We start from the raw sequence: 24,285 nt of genomic DNA on the forward strand, positions 1-24,285 counted from the left end.
AATGACAAAGCTTTGATTTTATGATAGGAGATGAAAGTTACAAACTAGTTACAAAAATGGAAGCAGCCTCTTATTAAGGCTGCTTCATTGGATGTATGACTTTTTCTGATTCAATGATCATCTGATACATATGCTTGGTCGGTTCTAACGGAGTTACTCCTAGTTCTTCCTCTAATACTTCTGTACATTTTTGATACCATTTCATCGCTTGAGGACGGTTATTTTTCCGGTAATAACAATACAGGAGCAAACGATACGCTTCTTCCCATGTTCGGTCGCGTTCAAGGATTTTTTCACACCAGAATATAGCCGACTCGTAATTTTCCTTGCGAACCATTAACTGGGCCATTTTCTCGGCCCCTCGTAAAAAATAAACGAGCATGCTCTCTCTTTTGTTAATACACCAATCATCATAACGGCGGTCAGGTAAGTATTCTCCTTGATAAAGTTGCAAGCCCTTTTCTAAAAAGTTAATGACTTTATCAGGATCAGATTCTTGTAATCCTTCTAGAATCCATGTTTGAAATTGAGTCGTATCTAATTCAATCACAGCAGTCGGATTTAGCCCATAGAACAGGCCTTCCCTTATTATAAAAAATGGTGCAGCTCTCGCCTTCCGTAATGGTTCCAGCACATTTTGCAGACTATTTAAGGCCACTTTAAAATCACGGTCCGCACTTTTTTTATCTTGATAGGGCCAAAGGATCTGAATGATTTCATCCTTGGCAATCGATTCACTTACTGTAATTAATAACTGAAACAACTCCTTGGCTTTTTCTCTTTGCCAATCCTTCTCCCTAACTTCCTTCTCACCGAGCCATAGTTTGAACTGACCAAGAGTTTGAACCCGAATTGTATAACCAGGATGTGCATCAAACATTGCCACTCCCATTTCCCGAAGGATTTTCTCGACATATGGTTTTTGAATTTCCACTTTCCTGCATTCAATTAACAAAGGTACAAACACTTGCAAATCCTTTGGACTAAATACAGATCTCTTCTGAAAAAAGAATTCAAAATCGTGAACTTGGACGGAACGTAAGAATTCAGTCATCGTTTTCATAAATAAATCTGTTTCTTTCTGTAAATAAAAAATATAGGAAAACCAGAAATTGCTTAACATTAGCCCAAATGAATCTTCACATTGCTCGAATAAAGAATTGGCTTTTTCTAAAAATAGATGGGCCTTAGGCAGCCGTTGGTTATAAATACAGGCGATCCCCATGCAAAGAGTAATTAAAGCAGAAAGCCAGACATCATGGACTTTCTCTGTCTCTTGAAGAGCTTTTTCGCCTGCATCTAAGGCCCGTTGGAGTTCTCCACTCGTTCCATATAAAATACAGAGACCCATTAGTGGTTCCGCTTTCCCTCTGTCGACATTCAATTGATCCATAATTTCTAAAGCAGTCTGGTAGCAGTTTTCAGCTAAGTTTAATTCATATTTATTTAGAATCTGTACGGAATGACCCATGCGGATCCAGCCACAAGCCTCAACAAATGGGGCCTTTAGGCTTATTCCTTGCTGAATTCCCGCTTGAGCAAGTTCTTTTGCCTTTAATCCCTCGCCCGTAAACGCTTCAATTAATGATAGTAATAAATTGGTTTCACGGTGTGCTTGCGGCAGGGACGTAACCTTAGCCCCTTTCTTTTCCTCTTGAAACAGATAAAGCAATTTCTTCGCCTCATCAAAACGCCCGGTTCTTAAATACAATCTTGCTTGTAAATTTCCGTCCGGACTTGAAGACTTCGATTCCTGTGTCTTTTTGATCCATTTTTCTGCCTCTGATGATTTACCCGAGTTTAGCAGATTCTCCGATAGCAATTGATAAAGTTTACCCTTTTCCTCAACCGAACCGTTGCTTTTTTCTCGGTAGGTAATGGCCTCATATAAAATCCTTTCAGCTTGCTGTGGCTGAATTGTATCTAGATAAATTTGGGCTTTCCCTTCTAATGCCTTACTCATTGCAAGATAATCTTGCCTTTTTTCTGCCATAGAATAGGTCCGATTATAACAATCCTCTGCCTCTGTATAGTGGGAACGATAGCGATGGACTTCTGCTTTTAAATACCAAAGATGGTAATAAACATCCATATCCGAATTAGGAATCATCGTTAACTGATCAAATAAGCTTTCCAATTTTCCGCTTTCAAGCATTTTTAAGCCATGTATTTGTAAGATGGAAGCAATCGCTTGATAGTGATTGATTTTTTTATAATGATGGAGTGCTGCCTCCCACAGTTTCCTTTTCTCATAAAAACGAGCACATTTTTCGTGGAGGCTAGCATAGTTTCCCGGGTTATTTTTTTGAAAAACATTTTCGAGAAACTCTTTAAATAAGGCATGATAACGGTAGTGGGTTAATCCAATCTTTTGGATAAATAAATTTCGGTCTTTTAGCTGTTCAAGCATACTGGAGGCTCCATGAATCCCAATTACCTCATCACATATTTCTTCCTCCATCTCTTCAAAGATTGAAGTTTGTTCAAGAAACTGCTGGATAATTAGGGGCTGCTTTGAAAAAACTTCCATTACTAAATACTGAAAAAAGTCTTGAAGGGAATGCGAAGAGTGTTCAAAAAGCTCAGATATATCATTCTTTAGTGGAATCTGAGTAGCAATCATGCACAAAGCTATAACCCAGCCTTCTGTCATTTGGTAGATGGTTTGGAGGTGTTGGGATTCAACTTCTAATCCGTAAAGATCTGTTAATAACAGGTCCATCTCTTCAATCGTAAGGACGAGGTCATCTCTTGTAATCTCTAATAATTGCCCACAGACCTTCATTTTCGTCAGATGCTTCCATCCTGGACAGCTCCGGCTTGAAATAACTAAATGAAAATTGGCAGGAATGTGTTCAAGTAATTTTTCAATCCAGCTATTGATGGCATAGGAATGTTCAATTTGATGGAAGTCATCGATGATTAAAGTAATCTCTTCATTTATCAATAAGATTTCATTAATAAACAGGGAACACAAAACACCTAATTCCTCATCGCGAATATAACGATCCATTGATTCGATGTATGTAACTAGTTCGGTTCCAAAGTCAGGAGTAATTCCACGAATGGAATGGATGATATAGGTGAGAAAAGGAAGGATATCATCATCGATCGATGAAATGGAGTACCAGCAGCCTGGAATTTTTTCATCCCTCATAAATAAAGCAAGTGCCGTACTTTTCCCAAAACCAGCCCCAGAATGAATAAGGGTCAAAGGGTATTCAGGGATTTTCTTCATTTTCTGAGTGAGCTTAGCCCTTCTGATAAAGTCATCTTTTACAACTGGAATGCGCAGCTTTGTTTGAATGATCGGCAGATTCAAATGATCGGCCCCCTTTTCATTTTCGCAATATTTACACTATTTTACCATATTGGGAGTAATAAGTGTACGAGTAGGAAGGAAAACACAATCAATTGTTAATTTAAACATAAGTGGGGATTTTTTCTATGTAATAAAAATAAATAATGGAAAAAACTATAGAAATAAGTATAACTAGAGGAGGATTTCTATGCCTGAAAAATGTTTTTATTGTACCACTGAGATTGAAGAAAGACAGTTGCACTATGTCTCATTTGTATCCTCAAACCAGGAAAGAAATGAATCACTTTGTGATGAATGTTATAAAGAATGGTTGGAAGGTTTGAAAGGTTAAAATCCTGTTTGGTAGTGAAGTTATAACAAAACAGCTGTGACTCCTCCCCTATAAAAATGGGTGGGTCACAGTTTAATTGGAGTGTTGCGTCATTGTCCATCAAAAAAAAGATGCCATTGATTTTTTGCTTGTTGGTTTTTTTGATTTTATTAACCAATAATGCCTTTCATTATATTCGTTCAAAAAACCAGCTGCTCGAAACTAATGAAAGAGAAATTGAAATGATCACTCAAGAAGTGTCATTCCAAGTTGAGAATATAAGAGAAGGCACATTGTATGTTGAAGATATTCTTGCCAGAGAATTAAGGACAGCATCGTTAGCGATAAAACATGCACTGCCACCTAACTATCAAGATATTACAAATGGGCAACTAAAGAAACTTGCCCAAGAAGTAAGGGTATCGCATATAACCCTGTTAGCGAAAACTGCAGATGATATTATTGGTGTTCGGTCATCAGACCATAAGGAAATTAATATGTCTACCAAGGGATGGGGATATTGGTATGATGCATTTCACCAATTGTTTGCGTTAACGCCTGTTTCTGTTGGAAAAGGTTTAACATTGCCTTACTTTTGGTCTGGGCCGATTGAGATTGCTTCTTCCAATCCCAAGCATACGGATAAATGGGGCTATTATTTTGATGGCACGACCAACTATATTATCAATCCTTATTTTCGTGACAATGAAGTATTAGAGTATGAACGACGATTTGGACCTGGGGAAGTAATAAAAGGTTTTACAAATGAACGAGGCATCTTAGAATTGACAGTGTTCAATCCAAAGAACTTCGGTAAAAAGAAAGAAGTTGTCACTTTAAACGGTAATAGTTATATTCGTATTTCTGCCAAACCAGTATGGTACGGATCATATAGATATAAAAACTATCAAGTTGATGCAAAATTTATTAAAAAGGCGATAAATTCAAAACAAGTGCAATCCTACAGGGATGATCTTAATGGTAAAGATATAATGAAAACCTTTGTACCGGTTTTCTCCACACCCTCTGAACCATTTGTCATCGGCCTTGTTTATAATTATGGGCTCATTGAGAAAGAACTCACTCATGAACTTTTTGTTCATATTTTACTTTCCTTCTTTATTATGATTATCGTATTTATTATCAGTTTGATTTTTTCCCGTTCCATTACACAGCCAATAGGTTATATCGTTGAGCAAGTGAATGAAATTGCACAAGGTAACTTTAATAATAAATTACACTTAAAACGAAAAGATGAATTAGGCCTGCTTACGGAAAATGTGAATGCCTTATCAAATGATTTGCAGAACTATGTGAATGATTTGAATAAGAGCAAAGAATTAATTGAATACCAGGCATATCATGATCCATTAACTGGTTTGTCAAACAGAAGATATTTTTCAGAAAAATTAAAACCTACTATCGAACACGCAAAAGAAACCGGTGAAACGGTTTCGGTTTTATTCATTGATATGGATCGTTTTAAACAGGTGAATGACTCCTTTGGACATAATAAAGGGGATGAAATACTGAAAATCGTTGCCGAGCGGATTACTGCGTGTTTACCTAGTGACAATAGTATCATTACTAGACAAGGCGGTGATGAATTTATTATTTTGCTAATGAATCTTGACCTCTCAACAACAAAAGCTACAGCAGAAAAAGTTGTCAATACTCTTAAAAAAACCTATCTATTAGATGGCAACGAAATTTATCTCAGTGCAAGCTGCGGTATTAGCTTATTTCCAGAGCATACAAAAAATATGGAAGCGCTCGTTGTTTATGCTGACATTGCAATGTACTCTGCGAAAAAGCAAGGGGGTAACAAAGTCATCGTTTATACCGAGAATTTAATAGAGTCGAACATTGAAAGACCAAAACTTGAAGCTAAGTTACGGAAGGCCATTGAAAATGGCAAGGTAGAAGTTTATTATCAACCGAAGGTTACTGTTGATTCCGGTAAAATTTATGGAGCTGAGGCACTATTAAGATGGAATGATGATGAACTCGGATTTGTCTCACCCGAACTGTTTATTCCGATTGCTGAAGATATTGGCTTAATCCATCCTTTATGGGAATTTGTTATGAAGGAAGCTTGTCATCAGGTGTGCAAGTGGAATCGTAACCGTCCAAACCCGATTTCAGTTTCAGTTAATTTCTCGGCCCATCAATTTCATGAACCTTTTAGCATGGTAAAACATGTCACAGAGATTCTGAAAGAAAGTCAATTGGGTTCTAATAATTTTGAAATAGAAATTACCGAAAGCATTCTCTTGAATAATTCAACGGAAATTATTCAATCACTTAAATTGCTTAGAAGCATGGGCATTGCTATTTCGATTGATGATTTTGGAACAGGATATTCTTCCTTAAGCTATTTGAGAAATTTACCAATCGATACCTTGAAAATTGATAAATCATTCATTCAAGATATCCATGAAGATTATGCAAATTCAGAGATCCCAGAGGCGATTATTAACCTTGCTCGAAGTCTCCATCTCAATGTAATCGCAGAGGGTGTCGAAAAAGAGTATCAAAGAGATTTTTTACTATCGAAAAATTGCATTCAAATGCAGGGCTATTTATTCAGCAAACCGTTAAACACAGAGGAGTTTGAGCAATACCTTCGAAAAGATCAAAATAAAAGTGGAGAGATTATTTAATAAATCTCTCCACCATATTAACCCTGCTTCCTCTATAATCTATATTTAATATCTTCGCTGACATAGTTGAAAATGCACTTTGGATTCCTTGTGCGAGCTGGTTTCCTTTTCCCTTCTCCGTAAAACAAAGAACAGTTGGTCCTGCACCGCTTAGTGCCACTCCGAATGCACCATTTGATTTAGCGATATCTACTATTTCTTGATAGAAGTTAATCAATGGTTTTCGGTACGGTTGGTGAAAAAGGTCCTGCTCCATCATTTTCCCTGCCATCTCCCAGTTTTGAGTTAATAGGGCCGCTACCAAAAGATTAGCAGTAGAAGAAGCTTGAATGGCTTCTTCACGGGAAAAAGCTGCTGGAAGCACCCCGCGTGAGTCCTTTGTTAAGAGGATCTCATCTGGAATAACTGCTACCATCTCAAAAGTAATATTAGAAAAGCTTAGTATATCTACTTCGTTTAGTTTATATGAGCCGATGACCAGTCCACCGAAAAGAGAAGCACCCACATTATCTGGATGACCCTCAATCTCTGTTGCGATTAGCAGCTTTTCTTGCTGGGTTAGTCCTAGCTTTCCTACCGTATCCGCTAGTTCTATCCCCGCAACTATCGCTGCAGCACTTGAACCAAGCCCACGTGCTAGCGGAATATCACTTTCGACTTTTATTTTGCAAGGCTGTAATTCGATGCCATAGTTAGATGCCGTTTTAATAGCAATCTGACAGATAAAATGGGTCTCATCCGTTGGGAGGGATTTCAATTCTTCACAAGCAGACCGAATATCCCACTTTTGGCTCTCCTCCACCTCTAACGTCAAATACAAATCAACAGCTAGTCCCATTGAATCAAAGCCTGGACCTAGATTTGCTGTACTTGCAGGTACTTTGATGGTAAAACGATCATTTAATGTCACTATAGACAACTCCTCGAATATGTTCAGTCACTGCCTTTTCATCATTTGGTAATGGGATTGGCTTACTCGTATATATTCTTCTAATAATCCTGGCCAGCTTATAACGATTTCCTCACTACCCGATACGCACTTTTTATTTCCTTAACTGCCTTGAGATCATTTAATTCTTGTAAAATTTGATCATAATTAGTTAATGATGCTCGATGTGTTACTAAAACAATTTCTGATGTTTCGTTTTTCTTAACAGGCAGCTGTAAGATCTTTTCAAAGCTGACTCCATATTTTGCAAAGATGGTGGTGATATCAGCGAAAACACCAACCTCATCTTTCACATGAATCCTTAAGAAATATTTAGAGTATTTCTCCCCATTATCTTTTAATTGCTTTGGATATTGAGGTGTCACAGCACTTCGTCCATTTACCCCAAGCCTTAGATTTTTGATTACCGCGACTAAGTCCGAAACAATTGCGGTTGCAGTTGGCAAGCTTCCAGCACCTGGTCCATAAAACATAGTTTCACCAACCGATTCACCATAAACGTAAACAGCATTGTATTCATTTTGTACCGAAGCAAGTGGATGATTATTTGATAAGAAAGTAGGGGCCACACTTACCTCGACTTTTTCCCCTTCACGATGGGCATAGCCAATTAGTTTCATCGTATATCCTAATTGTTTTCCATAGCGCAAATCTTCATCGGTTACCTTCGAAATACCGGATACCTGAACATCTTCCAAATCAATATGCATCGAAAAGCCTAATGTCGCTAAGATTGTCATTTTACGGGCGGCATCTAGTCCTTCTACATCCGAGGTAGGATCTGCTTCAGCAAACCCAAGGTCCTGTGCTTCCTTGAGGACCTCTTCATAGGAACGGCCTTCGTCGCTCATTTTGGTTAATATATAATTGGTTGTTCCATTTACAATTCCCATCAGCTGCTTAATTCGGTCAGAGGCAAGCCCATCGACTAATCCTCGCAGAATTGGGATACCTCCGGCAACACTTGCCTCATAAAACAAATCACAGCCGTGTTCAGAAGCTACGGTTAACAGTTCCGAACCATGCAAGGCCATTAGATCCTTATTCGCAGTAACAACATGCTTACCTTGACGAAGAGCAGTGATTAAATAATCTTTTGTATCTTGTACTCCGCCCATTACCTCGATTACAACATCAATTTCCTTATCGAAAAGGATTTCTTCCGTGTTTGAGGTTAAAACCTTAGCATCTATTTCAACTGGTCTAATTTTATGTACATCTTGGACAAGTATCTTTTTTATTACAACCGGGCAGCCCACCTGGTGGATTAATTTATCTTGATTTTTTTCAATAATTTTTACTACCCCACAACCTACAGTGCCTAAACCCAATAACCCAATCGAGATTGCTTTCATGTTTTACCCTCCCATTTTTTGTCCACTCAAGACATACATTTGTTTCTCTGTTGTAGACATTATATGATTCTCTTTATTTTTTTACAATAGGTTTGTTTCTAGCAATTACAATATAACCGCTTACTACCGTATTATAAAGGGATTACTATTATTGAGCAAAATTTTTCACAAAAATTTGAAATATTTTTTCTTTTTTATCCCTTTACAAGATTGAAGGTATGGTTGTAGAATAATCACTATATTCAGTTATTTTTCGAAATTTCAATCTTTTAGATATCTTCCATAAATGAAAAGTGATGACGAAGACGGTATTAAGAAAATGCTTCAGAGAGCTGGTGCTTGCTGCGAACCAGTGCAGTTTTCTTATGATGCCCAGCCCTTCTGAACTGGCCGCCGAAAGTTTTAGTAGGCGGTGCCCGGTTGAAACCGTTAACTTGTTGAGGCTGCTTTTATTTTGCAGCAAAAGAGGGTGGCACCACGCGTTTATTCACGTCCCTCATAACAAGACAATTCTGTCTGTTATGAGGGACGTTTTTTATTAGAAATTAAAGGAGGATTCAAAAATGTTTAAAGTCCTTGTAACCGATGGAATTAGCAATACGGGGTTGAAAAGCTTAATAGATCATCCTAATTTTACGGTTGACCGAGAGCCAACACTTCCGACAGACGAGTTAAAAACGATCATTGGCAAATACGATGCTCTTATTGTCCGGAGCCAAACGAAAGTAAGTGAAGAACTGCTCAAAGCAGCTGGCCGTCTCCGTGTGATCGCTAGAGCAGGTGTCGGTGTCGATAACATAGATGTGAATGCGGCAACTAGAAAAGGGATTATTGTCATCAATGCACCTGGTGCTAATACAATTGCAGCAACCGAGCATACCTTGGCAATGATGTTATCATTAGCAAGAAAAATTCCCCAAGCCCATCAGAAAACGACCTCCGGCGAATGGGACCGTAACTCCTTTAAAGGGGTGGAATTATATAAGAAAACACTTGGCGTAATTGGCATGGGGAAAATTGGAACTGAAGTGGCGAAACGAGCAAAAAGCTTTGGGATGAACATTTTAGGGTTTGATCCCTATCTAACTGAAGAGCGCGCAAAGAAACTGGGCATGACGAAAGCCAGTCTCGATTTAATTGCTCAAGAATCAGATTTTATTACGATTCATACACCTCTAACCAATGACACAAGAGGACTTATTAATGATGACTATTTGCGAAAAACCAAAAAAGGGGTCCGTTTTGTTAATTGTGCGCGCGGCGGTGTTATCGACGAAAAGGCACTAGTTAGAGCCATTCAGACAGGGCATGTGGCTGGAGCAGCCCTTGATGTTTTTGAAAAAGAGCCTGTTGCCGACCCAGAATTACTGCAAAATCCAAATATTATTGTAACACCGCATCTAGGGGCTTCCACGGTTGAAGCTCAAGAAAAAGTTGCCCAAGAGGTAAGTGCAGAAATCATTGAGATTTTCGAATCTCAATCCATTCAAAACGCGGTTAATATGCCGCAAATGTCAGGGGAAACACAGGCGAAACTGCAGCCATACTTACTGCTTGGGGATCAAATGGGGCAGCTTGTCATTCAATTATTAAACAAACAGGCACCTACTAAAATTGAAATTAATTATTATGGCGAATTAATCGGTGAAGATACAGAATTGTTAACTCGTACGATGCTTAAAGGTGTCCTTTCTTATCATTTAAGTGATTCTGTCAATTTAATTAATGCTCTTCACCTGTTGAAGGAACAAGGAGTTTCTTATAATGTTGTAAAAAACGCTTCGAATAAAGGTTTTGCAAATTATATGGAACTGAGTGTTACCAATAATTTTGAGACGGCCAAAATTGGTGCTACGGTCTTAAACGGCTATGGAGCTAGAATTCTAAAAATCAATCAATACCGGATTGATGTCAAACCAGAAAAATACCTGTTATATATTAAGCATCGTGACGTACCAGGGATGGTCGGTAAGGTCGGTTCTCTATTGGGTGATCACCAAATCAATATTGGAACAATGCAGGTTGGTCGAACAGAGGTCGGCGGCGAAGCTATCATGGTTTTAACCCTGGATAAGACATTAAATGCTAATGTCATTCACGCCTTAAAATTAATTGATGGACTAGAGGAAGCACAAGTCTTGGAGTTATCAAATGTGGATTCTTTTGAACCGGGAAGTATGGAAATAGAAAAAGTAGAAAGTATCTAGACAGTGGAAGAGGGATTGCGATCAAGCAATCCCTCTTTTTTGCACCTATAATATCCCTTTCAAATCGAGCACCGTATCAAGAATATATTCTGCTTCATGCTTTTCAAAATCACTTCTCGCATCTTTTCCTGACAGACCAGTTAACACCGCAGCAAACGGGCAGCCCAGTTGTTTAGCCGCTAACAAATCCGCCAATGAGTCGCCAACCACTAGAACGGTCTCCGCATTTTCAAGCGGCAAACGCGTATTTAAACAATCCTGAATCGATGCTTCTTTTCCGAGAAGTCCCATGATATATGTAAATGGATGCGGCTTCGACAGCGACTTCCTTTCGGGCAGCTCTTTTTCCGCCATTAGTACTTCATCAGCGGTGACGATCCGATTCACTTCAAAATGCTTTAACCAATCTAAATGCTGGAACGGCTGAATTGTTTCTAATTCAGGTCTGCCTGTCCCGATTCCAATTGTGAAACCTGATGAATTTAAGAATTGAAATAACTCATCAATTTCCTGCCTCGGAGCTAATGTGGTTTCATTTGACAGAAAGCCCTTTTTCCCCTTTTGAACCGAGGGTCTTCCCGTAGAGGCAAGAACATGTTCATCCCCCACATACCATTCTTGGGATACATGCTCACAAACAGACCAAAGTTCTCCCTTTTTAAAAATAGAAGTTTCGATCCCAAGCTTTTCCTTCACCAACTCATTCAAATAACTAAACAATTCCTGCTTCGTTGCTTCTGAGCGTGAAAACTCTTCCACAAACAAACTGAAATTCATCTTTACACGATAATTACTCAACACCCTGCCAATCTCCAATAATGTTTCTCTGGTGATTGGTGCCTGACACCATTTAGTGATTTTCTCAAATTCAGTATCCTTAATTTGTGACAACAGGTGGATAAGTTGGTGGCAGTATGATAGATAGATCATGTCCCAGTTGGCGTTTAAGCCGCGTGATTTCATAAACTTGAGAACTTTATCGTTTTCAAATACTAACTCTCTTATTTCCTTGATTTCATCTTCACTATAATCCGTTATAAACTGCTCTGGTTCAAGTCCCAAGTAATTACAGCTAATCAACATCTCCCAAACGGTTAAAGCGGAAGCATCAAAATAATGCTCCTCGCTTAAAAGTACCCCATCTACGTCAAACAAAATTGTTTTAATCACTTACCCCACCCTCATTTCCCAGTTTGCTTTTATACGCTATCGTAACACAGTAGGACAATCAATTTGAAGTAAATTGTTTAATAAAACTGATAATAATCTTAAATTTCATCAAATTAAAATAAAAAGAACAAGTCGTGTATGAGGTTCTCAAAATGCACGGCTTGTTCCTATTAAAATAGATTTACCTTTAATTAAACTTTCTTCAAACGGCCAAGCTGGTAGCATTCTACTTAATGGTTTGTCCTCGCGATACCCGAGCGCATACTCCCCTTGCATGATTGTAGCTTTTAGTCGAGGTTTCTCACGAAGAAAAAATGACTGCTATAAATCCAAACCAATCGAAATATATTTTACTTCTAAAAACTCTTCAATCCCATAATGACCACCTTCACGTCCAAGGCCGCTCTCTTTAAAGCCGCCGAATGGCGCTTGAACGACGGAAGGCAGCGCATCATTCAGACCAATGATTCCGTACTCCAGCTGTTCCGTAATTCTAAACGAACGGCTTAAATTTTCTGTATACACATAGGCAGCTAATCCGTAACAGGAATTATTTGCCCGTTCAATGACTTCCTCCTCCGTTTTAAAAGTTGAAATGGGAGCCAGTGGGCCAAAGATCTCATCTTTCATACATTCCATATCATCGTTAATATTGGTCAGTATAGTTGGGGCATAGAAATAGCCGTTGTCCACTTCAGGTTTGAGTCCGGTATAAGTGACTTTTCCTCCCTTACTAACTGCCTCCTTGACCAAGCCTTCTACTTTATTATAAGCGGCTAGATCAATTAATGGGCCAATATCAGTTCCCTCTTCCAATCCGTTGCCGACCTTAAGCTTTTCTAATTCTGTTTGAAATAGCTTAATAAATTTGTCTGCTATCTCTTCTTGCACAAATACTCGGTTAGTACAAATACAAGTCTGACCTGCATTGCGAAATTTCGATTGGACAAGGCCTTCAGCGGCTTTCGCTAAATTAGCATCATCCATAACGATAAATGGAGCATTCCCGCCAAGCTCAAGTGATACCTTTTTGACAGTTTCCGCCGCCCCGCGCATCAATGTTTTTCCAACCTCTGTCGATCCTGTAAAGGTAATTTTCGTCACGCGTGGGTCCTTCAGCCATACTTCGCCAATTTCTGAGGACCTCCCAGTTATCACGTTTAATACACCGGCAGGGATACCTGCTTCATGGGCAAGCTCAGCCATTTTTAATGCTGTAAGCGGTGTTTGGTTTGCCGGCTTTACAACAGCGGTACAGCCTGCTGCAAGGGCTGGTGCTACTTTTCTCGTAATCATTGCCGCTGGGAAGTTCCAAGGGGTAATCGCTGCAATTACACCGACTGGTTCTTTTCTAACTAGTATTCTTTTATTAGGGTGGGAAGCTGGAATCGTTTCACCATATACTCGTTTTCCCTCTTCCGCATACCAAGAGATGAAGCCATTGGCATATTGAACCTCTCCAAGAGCTTCTTTCAGTGGTTTCCCTTGCTCAATTGTCATAATCCGAGCAATTTCTTGCTTGTTCTCTTCTATTAAATAAAACCATTTCATCAATAGTTGGTAACGCTCATCCGCTGTTTTCTTTGACCAGATTTTGAAGGCTTTATGGGCAGCATCAACAGCTTTTTCTGCTTCATAAGCACCTCCTGTTGGCACAGCACCGATAACTTCCTTTGTTGCCGGATTGATAATATCAGTTAAAACCTCATAATCATTGCCAACCCATTCTCCATTAAGATACATCGGATAGATTTGATAATTTTGCTTAACTTTATCCATTTTTCATTCCCCTCCAACTGATAAGGCAGGATCATTATGATAAACTGCTTCCATAGCTTCCTCAAGAATTTGCAATCCTTCTTCAAGTTGGTCATCTGTGATTGTTATGGGCATAAGAAGGCGAATCACATTGCTGTAAAGCCCCGCGCTAAGTAACATCAAACCACGTTCGCCTGCAGCTTTAACAATTTTCCCAGTCGCGTCTTTATCAGGAGTTTTCGATTGTCTGTCCTGCACAATTTCCATCGCACACATCGCACCGAGTCCGCGCACATCCCCAATACCTTCGAACCGATCAGCAAGAAGCTGCATCTTTTCTATTACTCGGTCCCCAATTTTTCGAGCCCGGTCATTAAGTTGCTCACTTTCAATAATATCCAAAACTGTCAGTGCAGCCCTGCATCCGAGCGGACTGCCTGCGTATGTTCCGCCGATTTCTCCAACTTCTGGAGTACTCATAATTTCTGCCCTGCCAATCACGCCGCTAATCGGAACACCGGCCCCCATTGATTTCGAAATGGTAATTAAATCAGGAACCACTTCGAAATGATCAATCGCAAAATATTTTCCTGTCCGTGCGAACCCTGTTTGGATTTCATCGGCAATAAACAAGATGCCATACTGTGTGCAGATTTCTCTCACCCGTTTAACAAAGGCGGTGTCTGGCACGATAAAACCGCCTTCCCCTTGGACAGGTTCCATCACGACAGCAGCAATCGTTTCAGGAGCGACTTCTGCCAATAAAAACTGTTCAAATTGCTCGATAATCATAGCGCTATATTGCTGCTCATTCATTCCTTCGGGACGGCGGTACACATAGGGATATGGCGCCTTGTAAACTTCTGGAGCAAATGGTCCAAAGCCAAACTTATAAGGCTTCACTTTACTCGTCATCGTCATTGTCATTAACGTGCGACCATGGAACCCCCTAGTAAACGAAATGATTCCTTGACGCTTTGTATATTTCCTTGCAATCTTTACAGCGTTTTCAACAGCTTCCGCTCCACTGTTAAAAAAGGCAGCCTGTTTGTCAAATTCACCAGGGGCAAGTATGCAAAGCCGTTCGGCTAAAGTAATATACGATTCGTACATCATCACATTAAAGCCAGTGTGGATAAATTGACTTGCTTGTTCCTGAAGTGCTCTAACCACTCTAGGATGGGAATGCCCAACGTTTATCGTCCCAATGGCGCCGGCAAAATCAATATAACAATTACCGTCCACATCTTCTACCAGGGCTCCTTGTGCTTTTTTAACAAAGGCCTGGCAGTTATTACTGATTCCTTTCGGGACATATTTATTTCTCTGCTCCAATATTTCCTTCGATTTTGGCCCAGGTATCTCTGTTTGGAGCTTGACATATTTCTTTTCCACTACCTTGCTCCCCCTTATTATAAAAAATCTTTATGCATTTATTTGTACTAAAACTTCTTTGAAGGTGCTGACCACTTTATCGACTTCATCATAACTAATTGTCAGAGCCGGCTCGATGCGGATGGTTTTCGAGTTAATCAAGGTCCCTGCTACAAGAACCCCTCTATCAAACATACCTTTTGAGACGTCGTAGCCGATTTCATCTTGATGGAATTCAATGCCAATCATTAAGCCTTGACCACGGATCTCTTGAACATTATCTTCATGGCCTTTTGCTGCTTTTTTCAGTTCTTCAAGGAAATAGGCTCCAACTTCCGCAGCTCTTTCTGGTAGTTTCTCTTCAATTAATACGCCAATTGTCGCAATCGCTGCCGCACAGGCTAACGGATTGCCACCAAAGGTTGTTGTATGCATAAACGGATTATCAAACCAGCTATTAAAGACATTTTCTGTAGCTACAACAGCACCAGCTGGCATCACTCCGCCGCCAAATGCTTTTGCCAAACAGATAATATCCGGAACAACTTCATACAATTCAGCCGCAAACATCTTTCCAGTCCGTCCCATTCCCGTTTGCACTTCGTCAAAAATAAGCAAGGATCCATATTGATCACAAAGCTCACGAACTTGTTTTAAATAGTTTTCCGGTGGAAGGATAATTCCTCCTTCGCCTTGAATCGGCTCTAAAAGAACAGCAGCCACATCTTCACCAACGGCAGCGCAGACCTCAAACGTTTTTCTCATCATGTCAATATCACCAAAAGGCACATGACGGAAGCCTGGTATTAACGGTAAGAATGGTTTACGGAACATCCCTTTCGCCGTTCCTGACAATGAGCCTAAACTTTTCCCGTGGAATGCACGAGTAGTAGAAATAAATGTTGTCCGCTCACTGTACATTTTCGCAAGCTTTAAGGCTGCTTCCACACTTTCTGTCCCGCTGTTTGTAAAAAAGGCATACTTTAAATCGCCTGGAGTGATATCAGCTAAGATTTTTGCTAACATCGCACGAAGCGGGTCCAGCAAATCCTGACTATGAAGCGCCTGACGTTTTAATTGGTCAGTTACCGCCTTAACCACCTTAGGATTTCGATGACCGACATTATAGATGCCAAAGCCGCCAAGACAATCAATGTATTCCTTACCACTAACATCCTTAAAGCATGATCCATTATCAGACCATTCCACTGCCGCAAATTGGCCGCCTTCAGTAACTGTTTTGCGGTATTCTAGGAAGCCTGGGTTGACGTGCTCACGGAAGCCGTCAACGGTTTCTTTCGTAATCCAAGCTGCTTCCGCTTCGTTAATTTCCTCTTTTTCTATTAAACTTAGAACCTTATTAATATATTCACTTACATTTTTATTTTGCTCACTTTTTAATTCTCTTTCTAAATCGATACTCATAATTTATATTCCTCCTACTAGTGAATTATTTAGAAAACCAGCCAACCGGCTCAACCTGTAAATTGATATTAATCTGTTTTATTTCTTGAAATTCTTCAAGCCCAAACGTTCCAAGGCTGCGCCCAATCCCACTTTGCTTATAGCCTCCCCATGGTGCTTCGTTATAAGTAGGATGGTAGGAATTTACCCAAGTAATCCCTGCACGCAGCTTTTTAATGACCCGCAAGCCCTTTGCACCATTATTGGTAAACACACCACCGGCTAACCCATATACCGTACCATTTGCAAGTTTTATAGCTTCCGCTTCGTCCTTGAACTTCTGAATCACAACAACAGGACCGAAGATTTCCTCTTGGACAATTCTCATTTCTTGGTTCACATCGACAAAAACGGTGGGTTCAACAAAATAACCTTTTTCTAACCCATTGCTAACAATCCGCTTTCCTCCGCAAGCAACTGTCGCACCTTCCTGTTTTCCTATTTCAATATATGAAAGAACTTTTTCTAAGTGTTCCTGACTGACAAGCGGACCCATCTCTGTTCCAGCTGTATTTCCTGGTCCTACTTGAATTTGCTTAGCTCGTTCGACAAAACGTTGGACGAATTGATCATAGATGCTTTCTTCGACAAGGATCCTTGAACCAGCTGAACAGACTTGACCAGACCCTGCAAAGATACCAAATAAGGCATAATCGACTGCCGTTTCAAAATCAGCATCAGCAAAAATGATATTGGGCGATTTACCGCCTAATTCTAATGAAACTTTTTTCATCGTATCAGCTGCTGTTTTCATAATTTGCTTGCCCGTTTTCGTACCGCCGGTAAACGAAATCATATCAACCTCAGGGTGGGAAGCGATTTCATTTCCAACAACCGCTCCAGCACCCATTACCATATTAGCTACTCCTTTTGGCAAACCCACTTCTTCAAAAATTTCAAAAAGCTTTTTCGGGGTAACTGGTGTCACTTCGGACGGCTTAAAGACAATTGTATTTCCCGCGGCTAAGGCAGGGGCAATTTTCCAAACACTCATTAACAGCGGATAGTTCCACGGAACAATTAAGCCACAAACCCCCACCGGCTCGCGGACAACCATAGCCTGCATAGGACCTGAGACATGGTAGGTCTGTCCATCAGGTTTTGTAATCAGGCCGGCATAATAGCGGAAACAGGCGGCTGCATCCCCGACATCAAAGCCTGCTTCTCTTAATGGTTTCCCGTTATCCATTGTTTCCAACTGGGTTAATTCATCGGCATATTCATCAATTTTGTCAGCAATTTTTAATAAATAGGAGGCCCGTTCCTGAGCAGAAATCCCGGACCAAACACCTTCTTCAAACGCTCTCCGTGCTGCATAAATTGCAGTACGAGCATCAGCAGTCGTTCCTTCAGGTGCATATGAAATAACCTCACCAGTTGCAGGATTAATTACTGGGCGTGTTTCTTGATTTTCGGCATCCTTCCACTCACCATCAATAAACATCTTCAGGTTTACAACTCGGTTTTTTACATCGACCATTTAAATTCCTCCTTTATTCACCCTCACTAACTTTATTGCAAGAAGCGTGCCAATGCTTTAAAGGTAGCAAAATAGGTTTCTCTCAAAATATACGAATAAATTCTATTCAATTTTGCATAACCCTATTATTCTGTGCATAATAGAAAAGCGGAAGCGCCCGTTTAGCGGCGTATGAGCTGGACAATTAAAAAAAGCTGCCTCAGATCCTTGAGATCTAAAACAGCTTTTCATTAAAGGGAAGATAAGTTTTCGATTTTAAGATTTTTCTCTGTTAATATTTTTTGATATTTTCTACTAACAGATGATTGGCTGATTCCTAAAGCCTTTGCTGCTTTAGTTGTTGTTTTGTATTGGTTCATCGCCATCACAATCAACTGTTCTTCCACATGATCGATGGCCTCCTGTAAGGGAATGACCCTCGAAATAACGGGCTTCATCTTTTTATGTTCATAACCTAACGATAAAAATTGGCTGACGAACTCAGCATCAATTGCCGGATGGTCGGCAGTAACTACTAATCTTTCAATAATGTTTTGAAGTTCCCTGACGTTACCCGGCCATGAATAAAACTCTAGTACATTAATAGCATCAGGTGTGAGATGATAATTCCGCTCGTATTTCTCATTTAATTGCTGCAAGAAATGAAAGGCGAGCAGAGAAATATCCTCCGTCCGTTCTCTTAATGGGGGAATGTGAATTGGAATGACATTTAAGCGATAATATAAATCTTCGCGGAAATTACCGTCATCAACCATTTTTTCTAATTTTTTATTGGTAGCTGCGATAATCTGCACATTAATCCTAATTGGCGTGGTACTTCCAATCGGAATAACTTCCTGCTCCTGCAATACACGTAATAACTTCACCTGCAAATGAATAGGCATTTCACCAATTTCGTCTAGAAACAAAATTCCGCCATCAGCCTGTTTAAAGTAGCCTTCTTTTCCATTCTTATCAGCTCCGGTAAAAGACCCTTTGGCATAACCGAATAGTTCACTTTCGAGTAAATTTTCCGGGATAGCCCCGCAATTTAATTTAAGAAACGGCATAGTCGAGCGCCTGCCTAATTGATGGATTGCTTGAGCAATTACTTCTTTACCAACTCCAGATTCTCCGTGAAGGAGGACGGTCGAGGAAAAATCAGCAATTTTCTTCGCTTGATTGATAATCTTCTCCATTTTCGGACTACAATAAATGAGCTTTTTCAAAAAGCGGTCCTTACTTTTAAAATCATCTAATTCCTTCTTATATTGTTCGGATATCTTTCTAATTTCCTGCAGTTCACTTTTTAGTCGTGTTGTTTCGGTAATATCACGTGATGCAATAATAATCCGGTCGAGTTCATTCTTTTCATTATAGACCGGATTTCCTACTGCAAGAATTTTTCTTCCGGATTTGGTCTCTTGAACAACAGAGACCTTCTTTCCTTTTTCTAAAACAAGTCTTGTGACCGAAGGTGAAAACAGCCCTTGATCCTCAAGTTCGAGAATATTCTTGCCAATGAGTTCTTTTAAATCTACTTTCCAGAAATCTCGAATGATGTTTTCACTGAACCTGATTAGTTCCCCTTTGTTATTCACCACGAGGATTTCATCATATATACTAGACAAAATCGCATGCAGATCCTTATTTAAGTCCTTAATATATTCAATTTCCATTGCCATTTCTTCGACCATGGGCAAATCCTGGGCAACAATGATGATGCCATCGACTTCATTATCATAGTTTAAAATCGGACTATAATCGACGAGAATCCCGATTTCATTCTTGATTACTAGATGGTTAAGAAGTGTATTTCCTGTTGCAAATACCTTATCCAAATGAGAACTGCTAAAAATTTTTTCAGCTGGGAGATTTAAAACCTTTTCTGCTGTGCTCCTAATCATTTTTAAACCGGCTTCATTATAATTAATAATTCGTTTTTCTTTGTCTAATACAAAAATCCCCATGGGAATCGAGGTCAGAATAACTTTAAGTAAATCGACACTTTTATTTTCCTGTTTAAAAAGCTCGGCAAGTACATCTTCTCTTTGAATAAAACCTGCTGGCTTACCGTCCTCCCCTCTAATGATGGCAAATGGTTCACCAATAATTTGGAACAATACAGGCAAGGAAATCTGGTCGCTAAGATGGCATATGCTTTCTATTGATTTCGATTGCTCAATCAAAGTTTCGATCGAAGCATTCTCTTTTTTGTGGTTATCAAGCATTACATAGGCAAATATGTGATTTTGTCTTTTTAAAAATAGAATGGGTTCCTTAAGGTTATTTAAGGTAGATCGAAAAACTTCTTCACTTTCTTCAACGTCCACTGTAGTAATCGCTTTCATTTTTTCTTTTGCAACAAAAAACATAGTATACCTCCCTCTTAACACCTTATCTACCTTATACTACCACTTATTTCAAAATATTTTAAATTAAATATGGCACAAAAAAAGAAGATGTTGGCCCCATCTTCTTTTTTCTAGTAATTAATCGCTACCGGTAACAAACAAATCTTCCTTTATATAAGCGAGGACCATCCCTGGAATAACATAATCCCCTTCCTGCACTTCAAGTGATTCGACTTTTCCACTCAAACTAGTCTGAACCGTTTCTAATGTACCTGATTCTGATTTAATCATAAATAAGGTTTCCCACTCATAAATTTTTGACTCGCTCTTAATTGAAATCTTTTCCACATTCCCATAACACGTGCTAAGAACTACACCATAGTACATGAACATCACCCTCTTTATTCGTTTAATACTGCTCGAGAAAAGGCCGTGTCTGTAATACTAGACTAAAGAATTCTTGAAACTCCGAAATATCCTCACCTTGGATTCCCAGTCTTTCAGCCCAATGATCGTCTGAATAGGTGTCTTCTTGACAAAGTAATACCATTTTCCCTGACTGAATCGAAGTAACCATCGCTTTACCAAAAAATTGCTCTGAATATCCAATCGTCAAATCGTAGCGATGGTTTTTTGAAATTAAACAAAAATAATGTAATAGCTGCTGTTCCTTTTGTTCGGATAGTATATCTAGTGTCATTCAACACACCCTCCTCTTATTTCAGTTATGTTTTTAATATTTCAACCATCCTCTAAGCCTTGAAGCCTCTGCTAGCTTTTGAATTCCTTCTATATAAGCTGCAATTTTCATATTTACACCATACATTTTGGAGGTGTGATAAACCTTTAAAAAGCTGGCTGTCATTTTCTCCTTTAGACGCTCATCTACGATTTCCTCGGTCCAGTAATAGCCTTGATTATTTTGACACCATTCAAAATAAGAGACAATGACGCCGCCAGAATTGGCAAGAATATCGGGGACAACAAGGATCTCCCGTTCATCTAGTATTTTTAGCGCATCTTTTGTGGTAGGTCCATTGGCAGCTTCAATGATAATATTGCAGTTAAGTTTAATGGCATTATACTTATTGATAACCCCTGAGATTGCTGCTGGAATGAGAATATCACATTCTTTTTCTAATAACTCCTGGTTTGAGATCGAGCTATTAAAGCGATTAGAAATAATGCCAAAGGAATCTCTATTTTCCAGAAGATAGGGAATATCTAATCCCTTTTCATCATATAAGCCGCCGAGCATGTCTCCGATACCAATTACTTTTGCACCAATCTCATATAAATACTGGGCAAGGTAACTGCCGACATTTCCAAAGCCTTGTATGATGACACGGGTATCTTTTAACTGCATTTTCCTTAATTCACATACCATTTGCAGCGTATATAAAACACCTTTTGATGTCGCGGTTTCCCTACCCTTGGATCCCCCAAGTGCAATTGGCTTTCCTGTGATAAATCCAGGGGAGTCGAATTCACGGATATGGTCGTATTCATCCAGCATCCACGCCATGATTTGCGAGTTCGTATACATATCAGGTGCAGGAATATCCTTTGTTGGACCGACCAGCTGACTAACCGCTCTTACATAACCTCGGCTCAATTTTTCCAATTCATCTAAACTCATTTTACGCGGATCACAGATGATCCCGCCTTTTGCACCGCCATAGGGAAGGTCAGTAATACCGCACTTTAAGCTCATCCAGCCGGCCAACGCCTTAACTTCATACGGAGTGACGTCTGGATGAAATCGAATTCCGCCTTTCGTCGGACCAGAGGCATCATTATGCTGAGCCCGGTACCCCTGGAATATTTCCGTTTGCCCATTATCCATTCGCACAGGAATACTCACTTCTAAAAATCTCATCGGCTTCTTTAGAAATTCGAATACTTGGGGTGGGTAGTTCAGGATATTAACAGCTTCCTTTAAAGTATCTTGAAACTCGAGAAGGGAATTATCCTGTTCTCTTTCTTTCGTATTCTTCATGTCTAGAGATTCGACTGCCATTCTAACACCTCATTTTTTATTGTTACAAAAGGATAAAGCAAGTTTCATGCCAACTAATTAATAAACGGTTATTCTGGGTTTTAATATATACATTTATGAAAAAGTAGATAAGATCTATGAAAATATGATTGAATTATTCAATTTTGCATACTAATTAATTTCCACTCACCCTCCCTTTTCAACCACCTTCCAAAAAAGTCAAAAAGCCAGGCATATAAGCCTGGCTCAGGTAATTTCCTGCTTAAAGGGAAGAAGCCCTTTCCGCGTCATCAATATTTAAATCAGCGATCTTGATTTTAAAGAATCTTGTTTGGAAAATCATATAAATCATGCCAATAACAATCCAAACAACCCCGCCGATGAGTGCATCGAATTGTAAGTTAGCCCACAAGATTCCCGTTAATCCAGCCCCGAGGATTGGCATGACTAGATCATGAGAAAATATCTTTTAGCGTTTTATATCTCTTTAGACGGAAGACGAAATGAGCAATGACGGATAAGTTAACAAATGTGAAAGCAATTAATGCACCAAAGTTAATAAAGGAAGAAATTAACTCTAAACTCGGGGCTATGGCCAGCAAGGATACCACCCCAACTAAGATGACGTTAAAAACCGGTGTCCTGAATTTTGGATGGACATAACCGAACGTCTTTTTTGGCAAGACCCCATTCCGTCCCATAACGTATAGCAGCCTTGATACACTTGCATGTGAGGCTAGTCCGGAAGCAACTGTTGCAGCAAAAGCACCTGAAAGGAAAATCAGTTTGAATATTGTCCCACCCACAAACAAACCAATTTCTGGTAACGTGTCATCGGTTACTTTGAATCCTGAAACATCTGGAAATAAAGATTGGGCAAAATAACTACAAACGAAAAAGATGGCGCCACCAATAAAGACCGTCAACATAATCGCTCTCGGCATCGTTTTTTGGTCAATGGCTTCCTCTGCATACATGGTTACTGCATCAAATCCAATAAAAGAGAAACAAACCACTGTTGCCCCTGTCAAAATTGCTCCGAGGTGGATATCGGAATGGAAAAGCGGAGCTGTTGTGAAAATTGTTCCTTGTCCCATTCCTTTGGAAAGCTGGACAAAGGCAAGGACAACAAATGCGGCAATTAAGACTACTTCAAAAATAACCAGCAGTGAATTTAAACTGGATGTTTTCCCCATACTCCATGCATTAATGGCAGTGACGATAGCAACATAAACGACAACCCAAATCCATGCTGGAACACTAGGAAATACAGATACCATGTAAATACGAATTATCAATGCATTCACCATTGGAAGCAATATATAATCAAGTAACGCTGCCCAGCCGACTACAAAACCAAGATGCGGGCTCATGGTCTCCCTTGTATACGTATAAGCCGAACCGGCACTCGGAAATACCCGTACCATCTTTCCGTAACTAATAGCGGTAAACACCATAACAACCAATGCCGCAATGTACGCAAGTGGGACAACACCATTGGTTTCTTCCGAGACAATTCCAAATGTATCAAACACAATCGTTGGTGTCATATAACCCAATCCGAGCATTACGATTGCCCATAGTCCAAGTGAGCGTTTAAGAGTAGTATTCTCCAATTTAACCATCTCTCCTTATATATCCGGATATTCGTTTAATAAAAATCAATTGTAAGCATTTACATTTTGTTCTAGCATTGATGAAGTACTTAATCTAAAAAAACAACTTACTAATCGTAGATCAGCTCCTCCTTCCATTGTATTTAAAAATCTTACTATTTTAAATAATTGCAATTTTCATGCCAATTAAATTTCTTCCTTATTAAAATATACTTTTACTTTTCGGGACCAAAAAATTGGCACTACGACTTTTAATCAAATTTGCAATCTATCAAATGAAACTAT

15 protein-coding genes, 1 pseudogene and 1 other annotated feature are annotated in these 24,285 nt (G+C 39.5%); of the genes and pseudogenes, 3 read left to right on the forward strand and 13 right to left on the reverse strand.

Annotated features, from left to right (window positions below):
- Positions 1-73: 73 nt before the first annotated feature.
- Positions 74-3,322: a winged helix-turn-helix domain-containing protein gene (locus COE25_RS02075; protein ID WP_098930609.1), complete on the reverse strand. Its 3,249-nt coding sequence runs from the start codon at positions 3,320-3,322 to the stop codon at positions 74-76.
- A 187-nt stretch (positions 3,323-3,509) separates the two neighbouring features.
- Here COE25_RS02075 and COE25_RS31190 point away from each other — a divergent pair, with 187 nt between their 5' ends.
- Both COE25_RS31190 and COE25_RS02080 read left to right on the forward strand, forming a co-directional pair.
- A complete protein-coding gene (locus tag COE25_RS31190; RefSeq protein WP_179195935.1) occupies positions 3,510-3,653 on the forward strand; it encodes a hypothetical protein in 144 nt (47 codons plus the stop codon).
- Between the two features lie 92 nt (positions 3,654-3,745).
- Positions 3,746-6,295 carry a bifunctional diguanylate cyclase/phosphodiesterase gene (locus tag COE25_RS02080; protein WP_098930611.1) on the forward strand — a complete coding sequence of 850 codons (2,550 nt, stop codon included), beginning with the start codon at positions 3,746-3,748 and terminating at the stop codon, positions 6,293-6,295.
- Here the strand turns inward: COE25_RS02080 and thrB are convergent.
- Positions 6,288-7,205, reverse strand: coding sequence for a homoserine kinase (gene thrB, locus COE25_RS02085; protein WP_098930613.1), 918 nt, complete (start codon positions 7,203-7,205; stop codon positions 6,288-6,290). The two genes, COE25_RS02080 and thrB, sit on opposite strands and share 8 nt — an antisense overlap.
- Positions 7,206-7,303: 98 nt before the next feature.
- Positions 7,304-8,599 carry a homoserine dehydrogenase gene (locus COE25_RS02090; protein ID WP_098930615.1) on the reverse strand — a complete coding sequence of 432 codons (1,296 nt, stop codon included), beginning with the start codon at positions 8,597-8,599 and terminating at the stop codon, positions 7,304-7,306.
- 287 nt (positions 8,600-8,886) lie between these two features.
- Positions 8,887-9,099, forward strand: a binding site (T-box leader).
- 63 nt (positions 9,100-9,162) lie between these two features.
- Between COE25_RS02090 and serA the strand changes: the two genes are divergently transcribed.
- Positions 9,163-10,806, forward strand: coding sequence for a phosphoglycerate dehydrogenase (gene serA, locus COE25_RS02095; protein WP_098930617.1), 1,644 nt, complete (start codon positions 9,163-9,165; stop codon positions 10,804-10,806).
- Positions 10,807-10,851: 45 nt separating this feature from the next.
- Here the strand turns inward: serA and COE25_RS02100 are convergent, their stop codons facing one another.
- From COE25_RS02100 to COE25_RS02145, 10 genes and pseudogenes are all read right to left on the reverse strand, one after another.
- Positions 10,852-11,976 (reverse strand): HAD family hydrolase, encoded by a 1,125-nt coding sequence (locus COE25_RS02100; RefSeq protein ID WP_098930619.1) that lies wholly within the window; start codon positions 11,974-11,976, stop codon positions 10,852-10,854.
- Positions 11,977-12,297: 321 nt separating this feature from the next.
- On the reverse strand, positions 12,298-13,719 hold the full coding sequence (locus tag COE25_RS02105; RefSeq protein ID WP_142354452.1) for an NAD-dependent succinate-semialdehyde dehydrogenase: 1,422 nt from the start codon (positions 13,717-13,719) through the stop codon (positions 12,298-12,300).
- A 39-nt stretch (positions 13,720-13,758) separates the two neighbouring features.
- Complete coding sequence (gene gabT / locus COE25_RS02110; protein WP_098930623.1) at positions 13,759-15,129, reverse strand: 4-aminobutyrate--2-oxoglutarate transaminase; 1,371 nt, start codon at positions 15,127-15,129, stop codon at positions 13,759-13,761.
- 30 nt (positions 15,130-15,159) lie between these two features.
- Positions 15,160-16,533, reverse strand: a complete 1,374-nt coding sequence (locus tag COE25_RS02115; protein WP_098930625.1) for a putrescine aminotransferase — start codon at positions 16,531-16,533, stop codon at positions 15,160-15,162.
- A gap of 25 nt (positions 16,534-16,558) precedes the next feature.
- Positions 16,559-18,052: an aldehyde dehydrogenase family protein gene (locus COE25_RS02120; protein ID WP_098930627.1), complete on the reverse strand. Its 1,494-nt coding sequence runs from the start codon at positions 18,050-18,052 to the stop codon at positions 16,559-16,561.
- 230 nt (positions 18,053-18,282) lie between these two features.
- Positions 18,283-20,406: a sigma 54-interacting transcriptional regulator gene (locus tag COE25_RS02125; RefSeq protein WP_098930629.1), complete on the reverse strand. Its 2,124-nt coding sequence runs from the start codon at positions 20,404-20,406 to the stop codon at positions 18,283-18,285.
- 117 nt (positions 20,407-20,523) lie between these two features.
- A complete protein-coding gene (locus COE25_RS02130) occupies positions 20,524-20,772 on the reverse strand; it encodes a biotin/lipoyl attachment domain-containing protein (protein ID WP_098930631.1) in 249 nt (82 codons plus the stop codon).
- Positions 20,773-20,794: 22 nt separating this feature from the next.
- A complete protein-coding gene (locus COE25_RS02135) occupies positions 20,795-21,085 on the reverse strand; it encodes an SAV0927 family protein (protein ID WP_088089375.1) in 291 nt (96 codons plus the stop codon).
- Positions 21,086-21,118: 33 nt separating this feature from the next.
- Positions 21,119-22,405 carry a Glu/Leu/Phe/Val family dehydrogenase gene (locus COE25_RS02140; protein WP_098930633.1) on the reverse strand — a complete coding sequence of 429 codons (1,287 nt, stop codon included), beginning with the start codon at positions 22,403-22,405 and terminating at the stop codon, positions 21,119-21,121.
- A 241-nt stretch (positions 22,406-22,646) separates the two neighbouring features.
- Positions 22,647-24,009, reverse strand: a pseudogene (locus tag COE25_RS02145) (APC family permease).
- Positions 24,010-24,285: the final 276 nt, after the last annotated feature.

Source organism: Bacillus sp. AFS031507 (assembly GCF_002584635.1).
In the GTDB taxonomy this organism is placed as follows: domain Bacteria; phylum Bacillota; class Bacilli; order Bacillales; family Cytobacillaceae; genus Neobacillus.

Bases quoted from the DNA above. Each gene is read 5' to 3' on its own strand.
- COE25_RS02105 (WP_142354452.1), bottom strand. From the start codon at position 13,719: ATGTATCTTAATGGAGAATGGGTTGGCAATGATTATGAGGTTTTAACT.
- COE25_RS02090 (WP_098930615.1), bottom strand. From the start codon at position 8,599: ATGAAAGCAATCTCGATTGGGTTATTGGGTTTAGGCACTGTAGGTTGT.
- COE25_RS31190 (WP_179195935.1), top strand. From the start codon at position 3,510: ATGCCTGAAAAATGTTTTTATTGTACCACTGAGATTGAAGAAAGACAG.
- COE25_RS02115 (WP_098930625.1), bottom strand. From the start codon at position 16,533: ATGAGTATCGATTTAGAAAGAGAATTAAAAAGTGAGCAAAATAAAAAT.
- COE25_RS02130 (WP_098930631.1), bottom strand. From the start codon at position 20,772: ATGTACTATGGTGTAGTTCTTAGCACGTGTTATGGGAATGTGGAAAAG.
- COE25_RS02135 (WP_088089375.1), bottom strand. From the start codon at position 21,085: ATGACACTAGATATACTATCCGAACAAAAGGAACAGCAGCTATTACAT.
- COE25_RS02125 (WP_098930629.1), bottom strand. From the start codon at position 20,406: ATGTTTTTTGTTGCAAAAGAAAAAATGAAAGCGATTACTACAGTGGAC.
- COE25_RS02140 (WP_098930633.1), bottom strand. From the start codon at position 22,405: ATGGCAGTCGAATCTCTAGACATGAAGAATACGAAAGAAAGAGAACAG.
- serA (WP_098930617.1), top strand. From the start codon at position 9,163: ATGTTTAAAGTCCTTGTAACCGATGGAATTAGCAATACGGGGTTGAAA.
- COE25_RS02120 (WP_098930627.1), bottom strand. From the start codon at position 18,052: ATGGTCGATGTAAAAAACCGAGTTGTAAACCTGAAGATGTTTATTGAT.